Below are 16,792 nucleotides of genomic sequence, written 5' to 3'. Positions count from 1 at the left end.
ATGTGCCAGAACCCGATCGCGAATATCGACATCAGCAAAGAGTACGACGAAAGTCTGGGAACGGATGATGTTCACTATCAGTCGTTCGCCCGCATGGCGGCCTTTTTCGGCCGCGACATGCAGGCTCACCGTCACGACCAGTATTTTCAGATGCACTTTCTGGATACCGGACAGATCGAACTGCAGCTCGACGATCACCGCTACTCGGTGCAGGCTCCGCTGTTTGTGCTCACACCTCCGTCGGTGCCGCACGCGTTTATTACCGAATCCGACAGCGACGGGCACGTTCTGACGGTGCGCGAGGATCTGATCTGGCCGCTGCTGGAAGTGCTCTACCCCGGCACGCGGGAAGCCTTTGGCCTGCCGGGGATCTGCCTGTCGCTGGCCGATAAGCCGGACGAACTGGCGGCGCTGAAGCACTACTGGCCGCTGATTGCCCGGGAATCGACGGCGCAACTGCCCGGGCGCGAACACACGCTGGTTCTGTTAGCCCAGGCGGTGTTCACCCTGCTGCTGCGCAACGCGAAGCTCGACGATCACGCCGCCAGCGGCATGCGCGGCGAGCTGAAACTGTTCCAGCGCTTTACCCAGCTGATTGATGTCCATTTTCATGAGCACTGGACGGTACCGGAATATGCCAGCGAACTGCACCTGACCGAATCGCGTCTGACCGATATCTGCCGACGCTTCGCCAACCGCCCGCCGAAGCGGCTGATTTTTGACCGTCAGCTGCGTGAAGCGAGGCGGATGCTGCTCTTCTCCGACAGCGCGGTCAGCGAAATCGCCTGGCAGCTGGGGTTTAAAGACCCGGCCTATTTTGCCCGGTTTTTTAATCGGTTAGTGGGGTGTTCGCCGAGTGCGTATCGGGCGCAAAAAGTACCGGTGTCGTCTGTTACCCCACCCCAGCCCTGACCCTCTCCCGGGTTCAGGGTGAGGGAAATCACACTCTGCGATCATATGCGAAAAGTACCAGCCGTTGTCCCAATCGTCCCTTCACGTTCACCCCCGCTCAGGCTTCAATTAAACAACAAAAACAAAACATAAATTTAACATCACTATTCCGATACGAGGTCCCTATGAAGCCTGAAGATTTCCGCGCTGATGCCAAACGTCCGTTAACCGGTGAAGAGTATTTAAAAAGCCTGCAGGATGGCCGCGAGATTTATATCTACGGCGAGCGCGTCAAAGACGTGACCACTCATCCGGCGTTTCGCAATGCGGCAGCCTCCATCGCGCAGATGTACGATGCGCTGCACAAGCCAGACATGCAGGACACGCTGTGCTGGGGCACCGATACCGGCAGCGGCGGCTACACCCATAAGTTTTTCCGCGTGGCGAAAAGCGCCGACGACCTGCGTCAGCAGCGTGACGCCATCGCCGAGTGGTCGCGCCTGAGCTACGGCTGGATGGGCCGCACCCCGGACTACAAGGCGGCGTTTGGCTGCGCGCTCGGTGCCAATCCGGCGTTCTACGGCCAGTTCGAACAGAACGCCCGCAACTGGTACACCCGTATTCAGGAAACCGGGCTTTACTTCAACCACGCCATCGTTAACCCCCCCATCGACCGTCACAAACCGGCGGACGAAGTAAAAGACGTCTACATCAAGCTGGAAAAAGAGACCGACGCCGGGATCATCGTTAGCGGCGCAAAAGTGGTGGCAACCAACTCGGCGCTGACTCACTACAACATGATCGGTTTTGGCTCCGCGCAGGTCATGGGCGAAAACCCGGACTTCGCGCTGATGTTCGTTGCGCCAATGGACGCCGAAGGCGTGAAGCTGATCTCTCGCGCCTCTTACGAAATGGTGGCAGGTGCGACCGGCTCTCCGTACGACTACCCGCTCTCCAGCCGTTTCGACGAAAACGACGCGATCCTGGTGATGGATCATGTGCTGATCCCCTGGGAAAACGTGCTGATCTACCGCGATTTCGATCGCTGCCGTCGCTGGACCATGGAAGGCGGTTTTGCCCGCATGTACCCGCTGCAGGCCTGCGTACGTCTGGCGGTGAAGCTCGATTTCATTACCGCGCTGTTGAAGAAATCGCTGGAGTGTACCGGCACCATGGAGTTCCGCGGCGTGCAGGCGGATCTCGGGGAAGTGGTGGCCTGGCGCAACATGTTCTGGGCGCTGAGCGACTCCATGTGTTCTGAAGCCACACCGTGGGTGAATGGTGCGTACCTGCCGGATCACGCGGCGCTGCAGACCTACCGCGTCATGGCCCCGATGGCCTATGCGAAGATCAAGAACATCATCGAGCGTAACGTCACCAGCGGCCTGATCTATCTGCCGTCCAGCGCACGAGACCTGAACAATCCGCAGATCGACCAGTATCTGGCGAAATACGTGCGTGTGGGGTGGAAATCATTTTGATACTGATTGTGCAAGCCTTGAATTCACCGCGAAGCCTTAAGTGGTGCGGCGTGAGAGGGATTTCAGCTATTTGATACACCGCGCGACAAAATGAGAAAAAATGTCTTTTTTTGAACGGTATTTGATATGAAATGATTGTAGTTAAAACACGTTTGATAGCCGTTTAAATCGTTTTTGATAGTTGAGCAAATTGCTAGCTAAGAATGTGAACTTGATCCTGAACGGGAGCTACCGTTTTTGCCGCTTCGTTCTACGCTCTTAACTAGCCCGCTTATCATTAGTCGCAGGATTATTTGCTGTATCTACATCACTACCGCCAGTAGCCCCCTTTTTGACCTGATTAAATAATCTAAGCGTTTGCGCTCTTTCGGCTTCGGTCATCTGCATGAAGTCCGCTAGGTCAGCCATTCCGTTCAGAGCAGCTATAATCCCCACCACGCCGTGCTCCAGTATAGCTTTTGTCAGTACATCCCTTTGCTCCTGTGAAAGCATGTCCAATACAGAGCCGCTCAGATTGGTATTTTTTTTATTTGATTCATCGATTTTATCTTCAATCTCTCTTGGCTGCTCGTTAATTCCTGACATTAGCCATACTGGAGAGCAGCCCAAGGCGAAGGCTATTGATGAAAGTCTGTCTAATGTTGGATATGTTTTTCCAATCAGATAGTTACGTATAACCGTATCAGACATTGAACACAGTTCCCCCATTTTGACGTTGGAAGTAATCCCTTTCTCTTCCATCGCCTGCTTCAGCCTCTCACCAAAGCGGTTTATTCCATATCTAATAAAAAACCGATCTCGGTTTTTATTGCTATCAACGGTTTTTTCTTCGTAAGTATCTGACATTAAACTAATTCCTTTGGATTTTCAGTGTCTGTGCCACCTCCAATAAAAAACCGAATTAAAAATTGACATCGGTTTTTTATTGGAATAAATTTAAACGTATCCGATAACCGTTTTCGATTATCGGTTTTGATAAACATTAGAGGATCACACAATGCAGTTGCTGAGACAAGATTTGGCAGATTTGTTTGTTGAGATCGGGCGCGACTGGCCGAGTAGTGCCGTTATCCTGGCACTCAAGCGCAAGGGCGTTACTCTCGGTGATATCGAAAGCGATCTGGGGGTGAAAGAAGGTTCAGTCCGTAACGTCTTCTATCGCAAGTGCGATCGTTATGAAGCAGCTATCGCACAAAAAATCGGTGTTACGCCGGATTTGATTTGGCCGAGTCGTTATCCTTCTGATGCTCGTCTGAGCGCGTAGCGGAGAGATGGATATGTCTGTCTGGTTAACAGCCAAGGAATGCGCATCGCTGCCCGGTATGCCCGGCAGAGAACACAATGTCCGCAATAAGCTGGATAAATATGCTGGTGGCAATACTGAATATCGCCGCCGCCGCGAAGGCACCAAGGCATTCGAGTATCACATTGATTGCCTGCCTGATGTGGCACGGGCTGCTGTTCAGTCTCGTATGGCGCGTCAGGTGCTGGCGGAGACCAGTACTGCGGTTCCTGCTGTTGTTGAGCGTCGCGGTGAGCTGGTTGTCGGTGGGGAAAAAGTACAGCTTGAGGTTGATCTCTATCGCAAGTGTCCGGCGCTACTGGATAAGCGACTGCGTGAGCTGACCGATAATCAGAAGGCTACTGGTGATGCGCGGATGGTGATCGTCCAGGAAGTTCTTCGCCTGATGGATGCGCATGATGGTCTCAATATGTCACGCAAGCAGGCTGTCGAATTCATCGCGACAGAGTCCAGAGCGGGAACATTGCCTGACCATGTACAGCGCGCGGCGGGTATCGCCAACGCAAAAAAAGGTGAAAACCGTTCGGGCCTGAGCGTTCCGACGCTGCAGCGCTGGCTGTCTGCGTGGATGGCAGCTGATACTGTCGGTGAGCGTATGGCGTTGCTGGCTCCGGGGAAGGTCAGCAAAAAAGAGGTATTCCAGTATCCGTGGATGCCTGATTTTCTGCGGTTCTACCGTAACCCCAATCGCCCGTCGGTCACGATGGCTTATGAAGAGTTTGCGATGTGGTGGTGTGAGCAGAACGCTGGTAATGAGCTGATGCTGGCCATGCTGCCGAAAGTCGATACCGTGCGCTATGCGCTGGATAAGCTGCCGAAAGCCGAACGTGAGCGCGGGCGCGTGACCGGGTCCGAGTATCAGGCGCTGCTGCCGTTCGTTCGTCGTGACTGGTCGGTGTTGCCTGTTAATGGCGTCTGGATTGGTGACGGTCACGGGATGAAGCTGGAAGTGATTAACCCGGATACCGGCAAGCCGTTTATGCCGGAGATCACCCTGATTATTGATGGCCGGACACGTGTTGTGATGGGGTGGAGCCTGGCGACGTCAGAAAGCCAGATTGCGGTTGGCGATGCCATACGTCATGCGGTCTCAAATTACGGGGTGCCGCTGATTTATTATTCCGATAACGGTGGCGGTGAAACTAACCGTGTATTTGACGCCGATATTACAGGTATTTTCTCCCGTCTTAAGGTGACCCACCCGACAGGCAGGCCGGGTAATCCGCAGGGGCGCGGTATTATCGAACGTATAAACCGTGAAATACCGATGCGCGTGGCGAAGAAGTTTGGCTCGTATGTGGGAAAGTCCGGCGACAAAGAGACGCAGCGTAAATACCGCAAGCAGATGATGTCGGCGGTGAACGCTATCGAGAAAGGCAAGCCGCTCAATGGCGTACAGAGTGCGGTCATGCGCAAGGTGCCAGGCTGGGAGCAGCTTATCGCGGAGATCGAAGTGCAGATTGCGCGTCACAACAACCGCCCTCACGACAGTCTGCCTAAGCGTGAATCCGGCGAGCACTGGTCGCCGCTGGCTTATCGTAAGCATGTGCTGGAGCTGGAGCAGACCGAGATTTCGTATCTCACCAGCGGCGAGCTGCACGAGATGTTCAGACCGGAGGTGGAACGTACCGCTATTCGTGGCGAGGTGCAGATATTCAACAACCGCTATTTCAGCAAAGAGCTGATGCAGGTCGAGGGTGAGAAGGTCCGGGTGTGCTTTGACATTCATGACCCGCAGACCGTCATTATCCGCCGCATAGACGGCAGCTGGGTATGCGATGCCGTATGGGATGGTAACAAAGTCGCCGCGTTCGCAAAATCCTACGTTGAGCAGGCTAAAGAGAAGAGCATCAGGCGCAGCGTCAAAAATCTGGAAACCCAGATTCAGCGTAAGCAGGAGCTGTTACGCCCTGCTATCGGGCAGCCAGGGGAAATTGACTTTAGTCTGTTTGCAGCACAGCAAATAAATAAAGAACCGGAGAAGGTTTATTTATTTGAGTCTGAATTAGAAAACGATTTAAAGAAAGCCGGTAATCACCGCTAAGGATATTTAAATGACAGTTAAAGAGAAATTAATCCAGTTGCTGGAGGGGAGCGGCTACACCCAGAAAAAGGTAGCCACAAAGACCGGCCTGAGTACGGCGGTTATTTCGCAGTACATCAACGGTGTCTACAACGGCAATATCGCCAACGTGGAAGCGGCGCTGGCGGACTTTATCAGCCGCGAAGAAGACCGTGCAAAACGCCGCGAAGTTAAGGAGTGTTTTGTTAAGACGCAGCTTTCGGGTCTGGTGCTGGGGCTTATCAGCAATACCCACATGGACGGCGATATCGGCGTTATTTACGGCCCTGCCGGTATGGGAAAGAGCATGGCGCTGCGTGAGTATGCCGCCACCAACAAGGGCGTGATCCTGATTGAGGCTGACCCCGGCTACACCGCCAAAGTGTTACTGCAGGAGCTATGCGCCCGCCTCGGTGTGAAAAAGACCGGCAATATCCATGAGTTAAGCGAGGAGTGTATTCAGGCGCTGAACGGCACCGGCTGGGTCATCCTGGTGGATGAGGCAGAGTTACTGCCCTACCGCGCGCTTGAGGTGCTGCGTCGTATACATGACCGTTCCGGGGTGGCCATCGTTCTGGCCGGAATGCCGCGTCTGCTGATTAACCTCAAAGGCTCTCGCGGTGAGTTTGCGCAGTTATACAGCCGTGTGGGTATGGCGCTGGATATCGAGGTGCACAAGCGCGAGACCGAAGTCGACGACTTCAACACTATTTTGTCCAGTCTGCTGCCTAAAGACAGCGGGCAGGACTACATCACCCAGCCGGGGCTTGCTGAAGCGTTTATGAAGCACTCGAAGGGTAATTATCGCCGTATGTTCAAGCTGGCTCGCGGTGTGGTACGGGCGAGCACCATTGGTGGCCAGGGGATTTCGACTGGTCTGGTTGAGCGTTACGCGCAGATGTTGATCCACTAAGGAGAAAGTCATGATTAATCAATTTGATGCGTTATCGGAGGCCCGTAAATCTCTGGAGGCCCAGGGTTGCGTTGTTCGCGGTTGTGTTCGCAAGCCGCAGCGTCCTGTGATTACGGCGGAATGTATGACCGGTCATATTCCGTGGCCTGTTGTTGAGGTGGTAGTGAAAGAGAAAGGCGTACAGCGCGTGGTGTGTACGTCCCGTATTAATGATTGTCAGGTTATATGGAGATAAATGTATGACTGCAAAAGTCGTTGTGACGATTAATCGCTGTAATAACGGATTTGATTTCGACATGAATGTTGAGGCCGGACAGGATTCTAATGAAGAGGAATCTGAGCTGGCGCAATACTTTGCCAGAATTTTTATCACTGGTGCCAGGCAGTTAAATGGACAGTCAGAGCACAGTGAATTGACTGAGGAGGAATAATTATGTCAGTCACCATCATTATAAAAGTCGTTCATACCGAACACGGGCTTGAGCTGGCCCCTGAGATTCAGGCTCCCGCCAGCGGTCACTGCGCATGCGAAATGATGTTTGCGACAACAACCGTTAAGGCGGCGATGAATGCTGGTAATAAATTTAATCAATTAGTTAAACGTTCAGGAGAAAATGACCATGTCCATTAATAACACTTCAGGCCCAAAAGCCACTATTCCTGCCGGATTCTGGGAAGACGCACGCGGTGCGCTGATTCCTGAGTCCGTTATCAAGCCAGTTGATAAAGAACGCGATGCGCTGGTGAAGTCTCTGGTTGAGCGTGCAAAGCCACTGCAGGAAGCGCTGCACAAGTTCAAGCAAGACGCGTTTGCTGACATTGAGGCGCTGATTGACCTGTCTGCTGAGCAGTACGGCGCGAAGGTCGGTGGGCGTAAGGGTAACGTCACTTTGTACAGCTTTGACGGGCGCTATAAGGTGCAGCGGGCCATGCAGGAGAGCATCGCCTTTGATGAGCGCATTCAGGCGGCTAAAGCCTTAATTGACGCCTGCGTCGCTGAGTGGACGCAGGACGCCCGTCCTGAACTGCTGGCTATCATCGACCGCGCGTTCTCTGCCGACAAGGCTGGCGAGATCAACCCGGCCCGTGTTCTCTCTCTGCGCCGTTATGAAATCACGGACCCGCGCTGGATTGAAGCCATGAGCGCGCTGTCTGAAGCAGTGCAGGTGGTGGGCAGCAAAAGCTATATCCGCCTGTATGAGCGTATCGGCGATACTGACCAGTACATTCCTATTTCTCTGGATATTGCAGGGGTATAAGTATGATTCGAATGCCTCCCAATACTGCTTCAGGCGATGTGCTGACTGAGTGGATGGTGATTTACGGCCTGAAGCGCCGCTGGTATGAATTTGATTTTCTGGCCCGCCGTCGTTTGATTAAGCATATAAAAAGGAACGGTTTTTTATGAATGCAGCAGAGTTCAACCGGTGTTATGTGGTCGGTAGTCTTTTCGTATTCAGGTCATATGGCATTGTTCGTGGTGGCAAGGTGATCAGGACCGTCAAGACTGTCGATGCTGCTCGTGACCTTAAATCGGCAGCCGTCGTTGAAATTAATGTTGAGCCTTATTTTGCCAATATTAATTCGCTGACTCCTGCTGGCTGAATTTAAAACTGATTTAAACAGATATTAATCATCGTTTAATTATGGCGTAAACCGTCAGGGGACTACTTACGTCTAGAATCAACTAAGGGTTATTTATGAATATTCGCTCTGATGTGCAAATTGATAAAGAAATACTGCGTACTCTCATTCGCTACCAGAGACTGGTTGCCAGCATGGCGACGCCAGTTAATGTGGTTCTGCTGCTGCCGCTTCCCCCTCTGGTGGTGATTGGCTATGAAGAGTTATCTCTCTCTTCGCAGGAGTCTGATAACTCTGATTGTGTTGATATTGCCGCTATGGTGTCGTGCTACGAGTCATATCAACGCGCGCTTCAGTCACTAAGGAAAATGACGTGCCGCAGCGCCTCTGTTGAAAATGCCGAGGTGCAGCGAACTATTGCTCGCTTTGAATATCTTCAGCGGTTTCAACGTACCAGTCGAGTGATTCAGCAATTGCACCATTCCCAATGTCACGATAGCGCTGCTGCATGCGAACCAACTCGCTGTGAACAGTGCGGGCATCAATTGCACCTTGGTTAGCCAGAACTGCAAGTAATGCGCTCCACGCAACATTATTTGCCATGATTGCTCCCGCGATTGGGTCTTTACCTTGTGTCATAAATATTTCTCTCTTGTGTGTGCCGAAATTGGCCAGGGAATTCTCTTTACGGGAGCTATCAAAAAATGATCGAAAGTGTAAGGAATATTGAGATGAATAAAGAAAAATATCTCGCCAAAATTAAAAAGCTGATGCGCCTGGCTAATGGTACGTCCAGCCCGGAAGAAGCGGCTAACGCAATGGCGAAAGTGCAGGCGTACATGCGCGAGTATGGTCTGAGTGAATCCGATGTGGAGTTTACCGAGATCAAAGAGGCGTCCAGTACCGGCGCACCGAGTAATGCGAAGAAATCCCCGGATTATATGCATTTTCTCGCAAAACTTGTCTGTCGCGCCTTTGGCGTTGAGGCTTATTTCGGTGGTGAGTGGCGTAAGACCGGGAGCCTTAAGCGCGTGGTGCGTTTCTACGGTCCCGGTGAGCGTGCGGAGATTGCGGCGTATGCCTTTGATGTTCTCTCCCGCCAGATGGTGCGTGCCCGCAAAGAGTACCAGGTTAAGCACTGCAAGCGCTGTAAGTCCGCAACGCGTATTGCCCGTGGCGACCAGTTCTGTGAGGGCTGGGTCGGTGGTGCTTCTGGTGTTATCACCGCTTTTGGCATCTCTCCTGCTGAGAAAGGTCTGCTGGAGCGTTATACGCAGCAACTTCATGAAAAGAACAGTTTCACTAAGGGGCAAGCGCGCCCGGCTAAATCCTGTCGCGGGTCTGAAGATGCCGTTGGTGCGGGTTATTGGGCCGGACAGAATGCGCGTCTGCACCACGGCGTTGGCGGTGCTGGTGACGAGCCGCTGCGTATCGGAGGTGGTATATGAGCGATAACAAACTGACAGAAGCACAGCTGCTTTTCCGTTTGCAGCAGTTCCATGGCGCAGAGCTGGAAGCCACGGAAATGGGTGACCACGAATTCGCGCACGAGTGTGCTGATGTGGCGAGCATCATTCGCGAGGTTCAGGAATACCGTAAAGCGGCTGGCGACCCCGAATTCGAATGCTATCGCAGGGCAAGGCAGGGAATTACAAACATAGGCATAGCACTTGAAGAAACGTTCGGCGGATTGCATGGCACGCACAGTGAGCCGGATATTTTGCTGGAGTATAAAGCCATCTGTGATGCCATTTACGGGGCTTACCGTCAGGCGGCAGGTGAACCTGTAGCTGATGTTGTGGCATGGTCATCGCCGCATGAAGAGCGAAAGTGTGATATTCGCTGGCGTCGTTTAGATGTTGCACCGGGTCCGTTGTTCACCTCCCCGCAGTTAATGCTGGTAGCCCCGGAGATCGTTCCCGATACATTGCGCGATGAGATTATCGACCTGTGCGCAGGTTACGAAATTGGTGATCAGGGTGCGCAAGAGATATGGGAGGCATGCCGCGCCGTCATATTCGCTTCCTCGTCTCGGGAGGTAACGCCATGAAACTGTTCTGGGTGCTGTATCTCACCGCGACTTACCTGTGGCTGGGTTATTGCCACGCCAGCGCCATGCAGGAGCTGGGTTTTGTGAGGCGTTCACCGCGTTATATCGGTTTTCTGGTCATGATGGTGCTGTGGCCTGTTAGCGTCATGATGCTTCCTGACTATATTCGTACAGTTAAGTCTGAGGGTGGTGAATGGTAATGGCGAATCTCATTAAAGTGATCCACACCGGCAAAAAATCGCTGGGCTGGGATGATGAAACCTACCGCGCCGTTCTGGCGCGGGTGACTGGTAAGCGCAGTGCGCGTGACTGTTCAGCATCGGAGCTGGAGAGCGTTGTGCTCTATATGCGTGGTCAGGGTTTTGCGCCTGCTGCTAATCATGGTCGCCGTCCGAAAGTGGCGGCAGCTAAGAAAGCGATCCTCGGTAAAGTCGAAGCGTTACTTGCTGATGCAAACCGCCAGTGGGGATATGCCGAGGGTATTGCCGATAAGATGTTCGCTCAGTCAAAGCTGGAGTGGCTGGACGTAAAACAGCTTAGTGCCGTGATGAATGCCCTGCAGTACGACGCGAAGCGCAAAGGGAGGCGGTCATGAATCTTGAAGATGTTCAGGGCTTGCTGCCTGATTCTGTTCAGGTCATTGCCGGTTTGATTGGTTTTGAGGCAACAGAGAAGCTGATTGAGCGACTTGGTGGTCGCTCGTTCCCGATAGGTAAGGCGATGTCCTCTCGTGGCGAGCGTCGCCTGAACCTTCTTCAGCAGGTCATAGGTGAGAGCAATACGACACTGATTTGTCGCCATTTTGGTGGAGCAACGCTCTATATCCCCCGCTGTGACAAAGCATTCAGCGAGTGGAGAAACAAGCGATTTGTCGACGAGATTGAACGACTTAAGTTGCAGGGTGTTTCCACACTGGAAGCAATCGAGACCTGCTGTTCTGATTTTGGTCTTACTGACCGTAAAGCATGGCGAGTGCTCAAGCGGTATCGGGATGGGGATTCAGGATTGCAGCAAGGTTCGTTGTTTTGAGAGAAACCGGCTTGATAGCCGGTTTTTTTTGCTCTAAACATCGTCACTGATGTGAGCAGAGATTAGCTTATCTCGTTTTTCAAAATAATTCGGAATAGTATAAATAATCTGCGAATGTATAACGAGACTCTCATCGCTAACAGACATCAATTCAACCGTATCATTATCAAAACTGACGTAATAATTGGAATTGGGAACTAAGTGCAGGTTCTTTTTGCTGGGGTATTCAGATTCTATGCCTGTTCCATATTTGTTACGCAAGGCCGCCAGTACGCTGTTGTAGTCATCGGAATCAATAACGATACCAATGCGTGATAGTTTTCCCTGTAAAAACAATGCAATTGCTCTAACTTTTTTATCTCCAAACTGAAAGTCATGGCAGTCATAATCGTCCTCTATAGCTTCATAAGTTGAATCATTAGATGGGTAATACTTGAAGGAGCATATATGAGAGTCGAGTACCTCTTTGATTGACATACCAAATTTGAGGTTCTTGTAACCATCAACCGCCATTGCTGATGCAGAGAATGCCAGGAGGACCGCTGCAAATAGCCATTGTCTTTTCATTTCTAAACCTATTAAATATTAGTGATTCCATAACGTTACCCACTGACACCCGTCAAGTATTCCCCTGACCAGTAAGCACGAGACAATGACCCTACCAATGTTAGAGGGTTGTTGTATATGTCTCGCTTTATCGACCTTATTGTCATTCACTGTGCCGCCTCGCCTGATGGCCACGCTCTGGGCAATGCCCATGAGACCGCCGCGCAGGTTATCGACCGCTGGCATGCTGAGCGCGGTTTTCACCGTGCGCATCCTTCCATTAATCCTGAGCTGACCGCCATTGGCTACCACTACGTCATCGACTGTGACGGCACCGTACTGACCGGGCGCGGTGAAGACGAAATCGGCGCTCACGTCGAGGGGCACAACGCCAGTTCGCTCGGTATCTGCATGGCTGGCACGCGCAGTTTTACGACGGCGCAGTGGCTGGCCCTGCATGACCTTGTTGCCCGCCTGCAGGACAAATACCGCAATGCCACACTTCATGGCCACCGCGAATACGAGAACAAGGAATGCCCCGGCTTTGATGTTGCTGAATGGGTTGCCGGTGGCTGCGTTCCGCTGTGCGGGCATCTGTTCCCGGAGAGCGTATGAGCCTGCTCCATGCCGTTCGCAACATGCTGACCGACCCGGACTCCGGGGCACTTTCGGTATCGGTGGTCATGACCGTTGGCGCGTTTCTGGTCAGCAGTGTGGTCGTGCTGGATGCGGCTTTCGCTCACACCATGACTGACTATCTGTTCGTCGGTTATCTCGCGGTATGGGCGCTGCACTGTCACGCCACGCGACTGATTTCCCTGACGCAGGGTAAGGCGGGAAGCGATGCGTAGTTTCTTTCCTGCGCTGTTGCTGGCGCTGGTTGTGGTCGGGTGTGCGGCGCTGCCCGCGCATCCGCTGCGCACCACCATTCGTCTGGCAACCGACCCGGACTTTGTGCGTCTGCTGACGCTGGCCCGCCATGCGGACACCGTCAACGGCTGGCTGCAGTTCACGGAGGCTTTGCACCATGAGCACTGAAATGGTCCTGCACGTGGCGCTGTGGCTGATTGCGGCGTTCGGCAGTTTCATTGTTGCCCAGCAGAAGTATGAGCTGCACAAGCTGCGCTCCATGCTGGAAGTGATGCAGCGCGAGTACATGCGCCGCGACGATGCCTGTGACCGTATGGACAACCTGAAAGATTTGGTGATCGAGATGCGTGATCGTCTCAATCGCATAGACGAAAAACTGGACCGCAAGGCGGATAAGCAAGGATTTTTATGAAAAATCAACGTAAACCAAAGCACCGCCGTCGCGGTAACAACCTGACTGAAATCCGTCTGCTGCAGGACATGAACGCCACGCTGGTGCGTATGGAAGATCGCCTCGACACCGTGGGTGACCAGTCCATCAGGCAGGGGGCGATTGCCGGGGCAGCTGCAGGTGGTCTGGTGTCGATGGTGGTCTCCGTCACCCTGCTGTACCTGAAGCTGCGTCACGGCGTCTGATATGGCGTATCCAGCGGAAGACCGTCAGAAGGTCCGCAATGCCTATATCAACAGCAACCTGACGCTGGAATTAATCGCGGTGCAGGCAGGTATTTCTGTTCCAACGGTCAGCCGCTGGAAACGTGAAGCTGCTGACCGTGGCGACAACTGGGATAAGCACCGCGCCGCCGTTCTGATGGCCGGGGGCGGGATTGAGGATATCAGCAGGATGATCCTGCTGGGTACGCTCACCGAGTACCAGGTCACGATGGAGCGCATCCGGGAAAACCCGGACATTCCCGCCGCTGAGCGCGTGGACATGCTGACCCGGCTGGGCGACTCGTTCAGCAAGTGCATTGCAGCCAGCAAGAAGGTGCTGCCGGAGACCAGCGAACTGGCGGTAGCAATGGAGGTGGTCAAGGTGCTGGGAGAGCTGGTATCTCGGCAATACCCGAAACACCTGTCCGCCTATCTGGAAATGTTGCCCGCGCTGGGCGATGAGGTGAAAAAGAAATATGGCTAGTCAGGTTAATGAAATTGCAGAGATTCAGGGCGTGATTTACGCCATCAAGGGCATGCTGTCGGAAGCTACGCCGGAGCAGCAACAGGCCTTTGCGGCCAGTAAGCAAATCATCGCTGAAATGCTGGACAAGTACAACGATATGGGGAGAGTGGCGCTGATGCTGGCCTCTCTCGAACTGGAGATTAAAGGGGATTTACCATGCGTTTAATTGAGGTTTTACAGCAGTTTAAGCCGGGGATGAGAGTCAGGCATGAGGATACCGCAGTAATATTTGGCGGAGTTACGCTTGCCAGCCAGGAAGAACTGGCTGAATTCCTTGCGGCACGCTCTCAGAAAGAGCTGCTGTCGGATGGATGGCGCATTCTGTTGCCTGAAGATGCCTTCTGGAAAAGCCATATTGTTCCCGAAGCATACGGCCATAACTGTCGCAGTGTGACGGTCCCTGTTATCAATGCTGCTGAGCCTGAAAAACTTCCCTTCAGCTCTGAACACCTGCTGACGGTATTGCGCCGTGAGCTGGATATCCCGGACCGCCGCGATGTGATCGTGCGTGAGCTGTGGCTGGCGATGCAGTTACTGGCAACACCGGAGAGCTGCGCCGATTTTATGCGGCGCAGTCTGGTCATAAATGGTTAACAAGCCCCAGGCACATGGCTGAACCCGTACTGCCTGCGAATGCCACTGAATACGGTTCCGCAGCACAAGCACCGGAGGTCGGAATGTTCACCCTGAACATCAACAGGATAAAGCAGCGCTATGGCTTTTTTATCTATACAGCGGGGGCAGGCATACATCGGTTCTGCTCCCGGTTGATTTGCCTCTTTCAGCTTGTACACCTTCAGGCCAGAAGCCGTTGTGTAAGGAAGGTAGCAGTCTATTTGATGGTCAAAATCGACGTTATCAGCACGCCAGTTGTTCCCTTTATCTGCCGGGTATGGCGAAAGCGATGTGAATGATGCCTCTCCAGACTGTACGGAGATCAGCGCATCAATAACGGCACGAATGTCCGTCAGAATCAGGGCCGCATTTTCAGCAGATATAGTGTCTTTGCTCATGATGTCTGCAGCGGACTTTTTTGCCCGGAGTAATTTCTCCAGTAACGCTTCTATATCGTGTGTTCTGGTCATTTTCTGGCTCCCGCCTTAGTTGATAACAAATCACATTCTCAACAATACCAGCGGGAGCTTCTTTTTTAAACAGGTTGCTATGGCTAAAAAATTCTCCGGTAAGGACTTCGAAAAAGAACTGGAAGAATACTCTGCCAGCCTTCGTCGTCTTATCGAGGCGGAGGGCGTCGGGCTTGACCCGTCACCGCTGGCAGTCCTCTCCCGCCGCGAATGCGTCATGCACCCGGTCAGCGGCTACGCATACTTTGTGGAGAACTACTTTCCGCACTACGTGCAGCATAAGGACCGCAGCCAGCTGCACGTTTATCTGTTTGAGCGCCTGCCGGAGATTGTCGCCAGCCCGAAAAGCGAGAATGACGCTATCGCTGCGCCCCGTGGTGAAGCCAAGTCAACGCTGGTCACGCAGCTGTTTACGCTGTGGAACATCATTACCGGGCGCAAGCATTATCCTCTGCTCATCATGGATGCCATCGACCAGGCGTATCCGATGCTCGAAGCCATCAAGACCGAGCTGGAGTTTAACCCGCGTCTGGCGCTGGACTTCCCTGACGTGGCTGGCAAGGGTCGCGTCTGGAACATGCACACCATTCTCACCCGCAACGACGTTAAGGTGCAGGTGGCCGGTTCAGGTAAGCGCCTGCGCGGTCGTCGTCACGGTCCGTATCGTCCTGACCTCGTTATCCTCGATGATATCGAGAACGACGAGAACGTCGAAAAGCCGGAGCAGCGCGACAAGCTGGATAACTGGCTGAAGAAGACCGTGCTGCCGCTGGGTGGGCCGGGTGCAAAGCTGGACGTGATCTACATCGGCACCATCCTGCACTATGACTCGGTGCTGTCGCGCACGCTCAGTAACACCTGGTGGCGCACAAAACGCTTTCAGGCCATCCTGGAATGGCCTGTCAATATGGAGTTGTGGGACAAGTGGGAAGAAATCTACCGCAACAACGACGAGAAAGGCGAATGGCTGGCGGCATCGTTCTATCAGGACAACTTCGATGAAATGAACGAGGGCGCGGTGGTGTCCTGGTCAGCCCGTCCGCTGGTCGAGCTGATGAAAATCCGCGCCCGTGACGGCCACAGTACCTTCGATGCGGAATACCAGAACGACCCGGTCAGCGGCGAGGATGCCATCTTTGCCGGTGAAGGCGTGTTTCACTTCTGGGTCAACCGCCTGAAGGAGTGGGTATTTTATGGCGCGGCTGACCCGAGCCTTGGTAAAGCCGGTAACCGGCGCGACCCGTCGGCGCTGCTGGTCGGCGGCATGAACCGCGAGACCGGGATACTCGACGTGGTCGAGGCCAGAATCCGCAAGCGCGTGCCGGACAAGATTATCAGCGACATCATCGAGCTTCAGAAAGAATACGGCTGTCTGGTCTGGGCAATTGAAGCCGTCCAGTTCCAGGAGTTCCTGCGCACCGAGCTGGTGAAGCGTTCGGCAGCGCTGCGCATCCCCGTTCCGGCCCGTGCGGTCACGCCGCACGCCGACAAGCTGCTGCGTATCGAGTCCCTGCAGCCGCATATGGTCAACGGGCTTATTCGCCTGCATGCCAGCCAGCAAACCCTTATCAGCCAGCTGAGACACTTCCCCAAAGCCGACCACGACGACGGGCCGGATGCGCTGCACATGCTGTGGGCGCTGGCGGTAAGCGGTGCCTGTCGCTATGAGTTTCAGTCCGTGCGCGGCGGCAGTGACCGCGATGATAACGATGACCGGTCACGCCGTGGGCGCTGGGACGGTGATGATGACGGCGATGATGACTGCCGTCGTGGTGCCTATTAATCAGGAGTATTTATT

At 53.5% G+C, this 16,792-nt stretch carries 28 protein-coding genes and 1 pseudogene; 25 read left to right on the top strand and 4 right to left on the bottom strand.

Going from position 1 to position 16,792, the window contains the following annotated elements:
* Positions 1 to 912, top strand: coding sequence for a 4-hydroxyphenylacetate catabolism regulatory protein HpaA (gene hpaA, locus AAIR21_RS18315; protein WP_032681716.1), 912 nt, complete (start codon positions 1 to 3; stop codon positions 910 to 912).
* 164 nt (positions 913 to 1,076) lie between these two features.
* Positions 1,077 to 2,351, top strand: a pseudogene (gene hpaB / locus AAIR21_RS18310) (4-hydroxyphenylacetate 3-monooxygenase, oxygenase component); the annotation flags it as partial.
* A gap of 279 nt (positions 2,352 to 2,630) precedes the next feature.
* On the opposite strand, the gene AAIR21_RS18305 reads toward hpaB, so the two are convergent.
* The gene (locus AAIR21_RS18305) at positions 2,631 to 3,218 is read right to left on the bottom strand and encodes a helix-turn-helix domain-containing protein (RefSeq protein ID WP_422713125.1); all 588 of its coding nucleotides are present in this window, start codon (positions 3,216 to 3,218) and stop codon (positions 2,631 to 2,633) included.
* 172 nt (positions 3,219 to 3,390) lie between these two features.
* Between AAIR21_RS18305 and AAIR21_RS18300 the strand changes: the two genes are divergently transcribed.
* From AAIR21_RS18300 to AAIR21_RS18260, 9 genes are read left to right on the top strand one after another with little or no spacing between them, the layout of a single operon-like run.
* Complete coding sequence (locus AAIR21_RS18300; RefSeq protein WP_422713124.1) at positions 3,391 to 3,636, top strand: helix-turn-helix domain-containing protein; 246 nt, start codon at positions 3,391 to 3,393, stop codon at positions 3,634 to 3,636.
* A 13-nt stretch (positions 3,637 to 3,649) separates the two neighbouring features.
* Positions 3,650 to 5,719 (top strand): Mu transposase C-terminal domain-containing protein, encoded by a 2,070-nt coding sequence (locus AAIR21_RS18295; protein ID WP_434681881.1) that lies wholly within the window; start codon positions 3,650 to 3,652, stop codon positions 5,717 to 5,719.
* A 10-nt stretch (positions 5,720 to 5,729) separates the two neighbouring features.
* Complete coding sequence (locus AAIR21_RS18290; RefSeq protein WP_434681878.1) at positions 5,730 to 6,650, top strand: AAA family ATPase; 921 nt, start codon at positions 5,730 to 5,732, stop codon at positions 6,648 to 6,650.
* A gap of 10 nt (positions 6,651 to 6,660) precedes the next feature.
* Positions 6,661 to 6,885, top strand: a complete 225-nt coding sequence (locus tag AAIR21_RS18285; RefSeq protein WP_434681876.1) for a hypothetical protein — start codon at positions 6,661 to 6,663, stop codon at positions 6,883 to 6,885.
* Between the two features lie 4 nt (positions 6,886 to 6,889).
* Complete coding sequence (locus AAIR21_RS18280; protein WP_434681874.1) at positions 6,890 to 7,081, top strand: hypothetical protein; 192 nt, start codon at positions 6,890 to 6,892, stop codon at positions 7,079 to 7,081.
* Between the two features lie 2 nt (positions 7,082 to 7,083).
* Positions 7,084 to 7,281 carry a hypothetical protein gene (locus AAIR21_RS18275; protein WP_434681872.1) on the top strand — a complete coding sequence of 66 codons (198 nt, stop codon included), beginning with the start codon at positions 7,084 to 7,086 and terminating at the stop codon, positions 7,279 to 7,281.
* Entirely contained in the window at positions 7,271 to 7,909 is a 639-nt protein-coding gene (locus tag AAIR21_RS18270) for a DUF3164 family protein (protein ID WP_434681870.1), read from the top strand. The genes AAIR21_RS18275 and AAIR21_RS18270 overlap by 11 nt, the downstream gene beginning before the upstream one ends.
* Positions 7,910 to 7,911: 2 nt before the next feature.
* Complete coding sequence (locus AAIR21_RS18265; RefSeq protein ID WP_434681868.1) at positions 7,912 to 8,058, top strand: hypothetical protein; 147 nt, start codon at positions 7,912 to 7,914, stop codon at positions 8,056 to 8,058.
* Positions 8,055 to 8,255, top strand: a complete 201-nt coding sequence (locus AAIR21_RS18260; protein ID WP_434681865.1) for a hypothetical protein — start codon at positions 8,055 to 8,057, stop codon at positions 8,253 to 8,255. Before AAIR21_RS18265 ends, AAIR21_RS18260 begins: the two co-directional genes overlap by 4 nt.
* A 393-nt stretch (positions 8,256 to 8,648) precedes the next feature.
* Here the strand turns inward: AAIR21_RS18260 and AAIR21_RS18255 are convergent, their stop codons facing one another.
* Complete coding sequence (locus tag AAIR21_RS18255; RefSeq protein WP_434681863.1) at positions 8,649 to 8,873, bottom strand: hypothetical protein; 225 nt, start codon at positions 8,871 to 8,873, stop codon at positions 8,649 to 8,651.
* Positions 8,874 to 8,965: 92 nt separating this feature from the next.
* Between AAIR21_RS18255 and AAIR21_RS18250 the strand changes: the two genes are divergently transcribed.
* From AAIR21_RS18250 to AAIR21_RS18230, 5 genes are read left to right on the top strand one after another with little or no spacing between them, the layout of a single operon-like run.
* Positions 8,966 to 9,682 (top strand): DUF2786 domain-containing protein, encoded by a 717-nt coding sequence (locus tag AAIR21_RS18250; protein WP_434681860.1) that lies wholly within the window; start codon positions 8,966 to 8,968, stop codon positions 9,680 to 9,682.
* Positions 9,679 to 10,284, top strand: a complete 606-nt coding sequence (locus AAIR21_RS18245) for a hypothetical protein (RefSeq protein WP_434681859.1) — start codon at positions 9,679 to 9,681, stop codon at positions 10,282 to 10,284. The genes AAIR21_RS18250 and AAIR21_RS18245 overlap by 4 nt, the downstream gene beginning before the upstream one ends.
* Positions 10,281 to 10,484, top strand: a complete 204-nt coding sequence (locus AAIR21_RS18240; RefSeq protein WP_434681857.1) for a hypothetical protein — start codon at positions 10,281 to 10,283, stop codon at positions 10,482 to 10,484. The genes AAIR21_RS18245 and AAIR21_RS18240 overlap by 4 nt, the downstream gene beginning before the upstream one ends.
* The gene (locus tag AAIR21_RS18235) at positions 10,484 to 10,879 is read left to right on the top strand and encodes a gp16 family protein (RefSeq protein WP_434681855.1); all 396 of its coding nucleotides are present in this window, start codon (positions 10,484 to 10,486) and stop codon (positions 10,877 to 10,879) included. Before AAIR21_RS18240 ends, AAIR21_RS18235 begins: the two co-directional genes overlap by 1 nt.
* Positions 10,876 to 11,313 (top strand): Mor transcription activator family protein, encoded by a 438-nt coding sequence (locus tag AAIR21_RS18230; RefSeq protein WP_422713317.1) that lies wholly within the window; start codon positions 10,876 to 10,878, stop codon positions 11,311 to 11,313. Before AAIR21_RS18235 ends, AAIR21_RS18230 begins: the two co-directional genes overlap by 4 nt.
* A gap of 33 nt (positions 11,314 to 11,346) precedes the next feature.
* Here the strand turns inward: AAIR21_RS18230 and AAIR21_RS18225 are convergent, their stop codons facing one another.
* Positions 11,347 to 11,880, bottom strand: a complete 534-nt coding sequence (locus AAIR21_RS18225; protein ID WP_422713316.1) for a hypothetical protein — start codon at positions 11,878 to 11,880, stop codon at positions 11,347 to 11,349.
* A gap of 117 nt (positions 11,881 to 11,997) precedes the next feature.
* On the opposite strand from AAIR21_RS18225, the gene AAIR21_RS18220 reads away from it, so the two are divergent.
* The 8 genes from AAIR21_RS18220 to AAIR21_RS18185 are packed head-to-tail and all read left to right on the top strand — an operon-like array spanning position 11,998 to position 14,503.
* A complete protein-coding gene (locus AAIR21_RS18220; RefSeq protein WP_434681852.1) occupies positions 11,998 to 12,474 on the top strand; it encodes an N-acetylmuramoyl-L-alanine amidase in 477 nt (158 codons plus the stop codon).
* Complete coding sequence (locus tag AAIR21_RS18215; protein WP_434681850.1) at positions 12,471 to 12,710, top strand: hypothetical protein; 240 nt, start codon at positions 12,471 to 12,473, stop codon at positions 12,708 to 12,710. The genes AAIR21_RS18220 and AAIR21_RS18215 overlap by 4 nt, the downstream gene beginning before the upstream one ends.
* A complete protein-coding gene (locus tag AAIR21_RS18210) occupies positions 12,703 to 12,897 on the top strand; it encodes a hypothetical protein (protein ID WP_434681847.1) in 195 nt (64 codons plus the stop codon). Before AAIR21_RS18215 ends, AAIR21_RS18210 begins: the two co-directional genes overlap by 8 nt.
* Positions 12,887 to 13,141: a hypothetical protein gene (locus AAIR21_RS18205; RefSeq protein WP_434681846.1), complete on the top strand. Its 255-nt coding sequence runs from the start codon at positions 12,887 to 12,889 to the stop codon at positions 13,139 to 13,141. Before AAIR21_RS18210 ends, AAIR21_RS18205 begins: the two co-directional genes overlap by 11 nt.
* Positions 13,138 to 13,365 (top strand): hypothetical protein, encoded by a 228-nt coding sequence (locus AAIR21_RS18200; protein WP_434681843.1) that lies wholly within the window; start codon positions 13,138 to 13,140, stop codon positions 13,363 to 13,365. Before AAIR21_RS18205 ends, AAIR21_RS18200 begins: the two co-directional genes overlap by 4 nt.
* Before the next feature lies 1 nt (position 13,366).
* Complete coding sequence (locus AAIR21_RS18195) at positions 13,367 to 13,867, top strand: DUF1804 family protein (protein ID WP_434681840.1); 501 nt, start codon at positions 13,367 to 13,369, stop codon at positions 13,865 to 13,867.
* On the top strand, positions 13,860 to 14,075 hold the full coding sequence (locus AAIR21_RS18190; protein ID WP_434681839.1) for a hypothetical protein: 216 nt from the start codon (positions 13,860 to 13,862) through the stop codon (positions 14,073 to 14,075). The genes AAIR21_RS18195 and AAIR21_RS18190 overlap by 8 nt, the downstream gene beginning before the upstream one ends.
* Positions 14,066 to 14,503: a hypothetical protein gene (locus tag AAIR21_RS18185; RefSeq protein ID WP_434681837.1), complete on the top strand. Its 438-nt coding sequence runs from the start codon at positions 14,066 to 14,068 to the stop codon at positions 14,501 to 14,503. The genes AAIR21_RS18190 and AAIR21_RS18185 overlap by 10 nt, the downstream gene beginning before the upstream one ends.
* Here the strand turns inward: AAIR21_RS18185 and AAIR21_RS18180 are convergent.
* Positions 14,500 to 14,994: a hypothetical protein gene (locus AAIR21_RS18180; RefSeq protein ID WP_422713351.1), complete on the bottom strand. Its 495-nt coding sequence runs from the start codon at positions 14,992 to 14,994 to the stop codon at positions 14,500 to 14,502. The two genes, AAIR21_RS18185 and AAIR21_RS18180, sit on opposite strands and share 4 nt — an antisense overlap.
* A 79-nt stretch (positions 14,995 to 15,073) precedes the next feature.
* On the opposite strand from AAIR21_RS18180, the gene terL reads away from it, so the two are divergent.
* Positions 15,074 to 16,777 carry a phage terminase large subunit gene (gene terL, locus AAIR21_RS18175; protein WP_434681835.1) on the top strand — a complete coding sequence of 568 codons (1,704 nt, stop codon included), beginning with the start codon at positions 15,074 to 15,076 and terminating at the stop codon, positions 16,775 to 16,777.
* Positions 16,778 to 16,792: the final 15 nt, after the last annotated feature.

It is taken from the genome of Enterobacter sp. PTB (genome assembly GCF_051130085.1).
In the GTDB taxonomy this organism is placed as follows: domain Bacteria; phylum Pseudomonadota; class Gammaproteobacteria; order Enterobacterales; family Enterobacteriaceae; genus Enterobacter; species Enterobacter ludwigii.
Note: the sequence above shows the minus strand (reverse complement) of the source record. Positions and strands in the feature narration are given on the sequence as shown.

What these genes read in the sequence shown, in the direction of transcription:
- hpaA (WP_032681716.1), top strand. Translation starts at nt 1, where the DNA reads ATGTGCCAGAACCCGATCGCGAATATCGACATCAGCAAAGAGTACGAC.
- AAIR21_RS18305 (WP_422713125.1), bottom strand. Translation starts at nt 3,218, where the DNA reads ATGTCAGATACTTACGAAGAAAAAACCGTTGATAGCAATAAAAACCGA.
- AAIR21_RS18295 (WP_434681881.1), top strand. Translation starts at nt 3,650, where the DNA reads ATGTCTGTCTGGTTAACAGCCAAGGAATGCGCATCGCTGCCCGGTATG.
- AAIR21_RS18290 (WP_434681878.1), top strand. Translation starts at nt 5,730, where the DNA reads ATGACAGTTAAAGAGAAATTAATCCAGTTGCTGGAGGGGAGCGGCTAC.
- AAIR21_RS18285 (WP_434681876.1), top strand. Translation starts at nt 6,661, where the DNA reads ATGATTAATCAATTTGATGCGTTATCGGAGGCCCGTAAATCTCTGGAG.
- AAIR21_RS18280 (WP_434681874.1), top strand. Translation starts at nt 6,890, where the DNA reads ATGACTGCAAAAGTCGTTGTGACGATTAATCGCTGTAATAACGGATTT.
- AAIR21_RS18275 (WP_434681872.1), top strand. Translation starts at nt 7,084, where the DNA reads ATGTCAGTCACCATCATTATAAAAGTCGTTCATACCGAACACGGGCTT.
- AAIR21_RS18270 (WP_434681870.1), top strand. Translation starts at nt 7,271, where the DNA reads ATGTCCATTAATAACACTTCAGGCCCAAAAGCCACTATTCCTGCCGGA.
- AAIR21_RS18265 (WP_434681868.1), top strand. Translation starts at nt 7,912, where the DNA reads ATGATTCGAATGCCTCCCAATACTGCTTCAGGCGATGTGCTGACTGAG.
- AAIR21_RS18260 (WP_434681865.1), top strand. Translation starts at nt 8,055, where the DNA reads ATGAATGCAGCAGAGTTCAACCGGTGTTATGTGGTCGGTAGTCTTTTC.
- AAIR21_RS18255 (WP_434681863.1), bottom strand. Translation starts at nt 8,873, where the DNA reads ATGACACAAGGTAAAGACCCAATCGCGGGAGCAATCATGGCAAATAAT.
- AAIR21_RS18250 (WP_434681860.1), top strand. Translation starts at nt 8,966, where the DNA reads ATGAATAAAGAAAAATATCTCGCCAAAATTAAAAAGCTGATGCGCCTG.
- AAIR21_RS18245 (WP_434681859.1), top strand. Translation starts at nt 9,679, where the DNA reads ATGAGCGATAACAAACTGACAGAAGCACAGCTGCTTTTCCGTTTGCAG.
- AAIR21_RS18240 (WP_434681857.1), top strand. Translation starts at nt 10,281, where the DNA reads ATGAAACTGTTCTGGGTGCTGTATCTCACCGCGACTTACCTGTGGCTG.
- AAIR21_RS18235 (WP_434681855.1), top strand. Translation starts at nt 10,484, where the DNA reads ATGGCGAATCTCATTAAAGTGATCCACACCGGCAAAAAATCGCTGGGC.
- AAIR21_RS18230 (WP_422713317.1), top strand. Translation starts at nt 10,876, where the DNA reads ATGAATCTTGAAGATGTTCAGGGCTTGCTGCCTGATTCTGTTCAGGTC.
- AAIR21_RS18225 (WP_422713316.1), bottom strand. Translation starts at nt 11,880, where the DNA reads ATGAAAAGACAATGGCTATTTGCAGCGGTCCTCCTGGCATTCTCTGCA.
- AAIR21_RS18220 (WP_434681852.1), top strand. Translation starts at nt 11,998, where the DNA reads ATGTCTCGCTTTATCGACCTTATTGTCATTCACTGTGCCGCCTCGCCT.
- AAIR21_RS18215 (WP_434681850.1), top strand. Translation starts at nt 12,471, where the DNA reads ATGAGCCTGCTCCATGCCGTTCGCAACATGCTGACCGACCCGGACTCC.
- AAIR21_RS18210 (WP_434681847.1), top strand. Translation starts at nt 12,703, where the DNA reads ATGCGTAGTTTCTTTCCTGCGCTGTTGCTGGCGCTGGTTGTGGTCGGG.
- AAIR21_RS18205 (WP_434681846.1), top strand. Translation starts at nt 12,887, where the DNA reads ATGAGCACTGAAATGGTCCTGCACGTGGCGCTGTGGCTGATTGCGGCG.
- AAIR21_RS18200 (WP_434681843.1), top strand. Translation starts at nt 13,138, where the DNA reads ATGAAAAATCAACGTAAACCAAAGCACCGCCGTCGCGGTAACAACCTG.
- AAIR21_RS18195 (WP_434681840.1), top strand. Translation starts at nt 13,367, where the DNA reads ATGGCGTATCCAGCGGAAGACCGTCAGAAGGTCCGCAATGCCTATATC.
- AAIR21_RS18190 (WP_434681839.1), top strand. Translation starts at nt 13,860, where the DNA reads ATGGCTAGTCAGGTTAATGAAATTGCAGAGATTCAGGGCGTGATTTAC.
- AAIR21_RS18185 (WP_434681837.1), top strand. Translation starts at nt 14,066, where the DNA reads ATGCGTTTAATTGAGGTTTTACAGCAGTTTAAGCCGGGGATGAGAGTC.
- AAIR21_RS18180 (WP_422713351.1), bottom strand. Translation starts at nt 14,994, where the DNA reads ATGACCAGAACACACGATATAGAAGCGTTACTGGAGAAATTACTCCGG.
- terL (WP_434681835.1), top strand. Translation starts at nt 15,074, where the DNA reads ATGGCTAAAAAATTCTCCGGTAAGGACTTCGAAAAAGAACTGGAAGAA.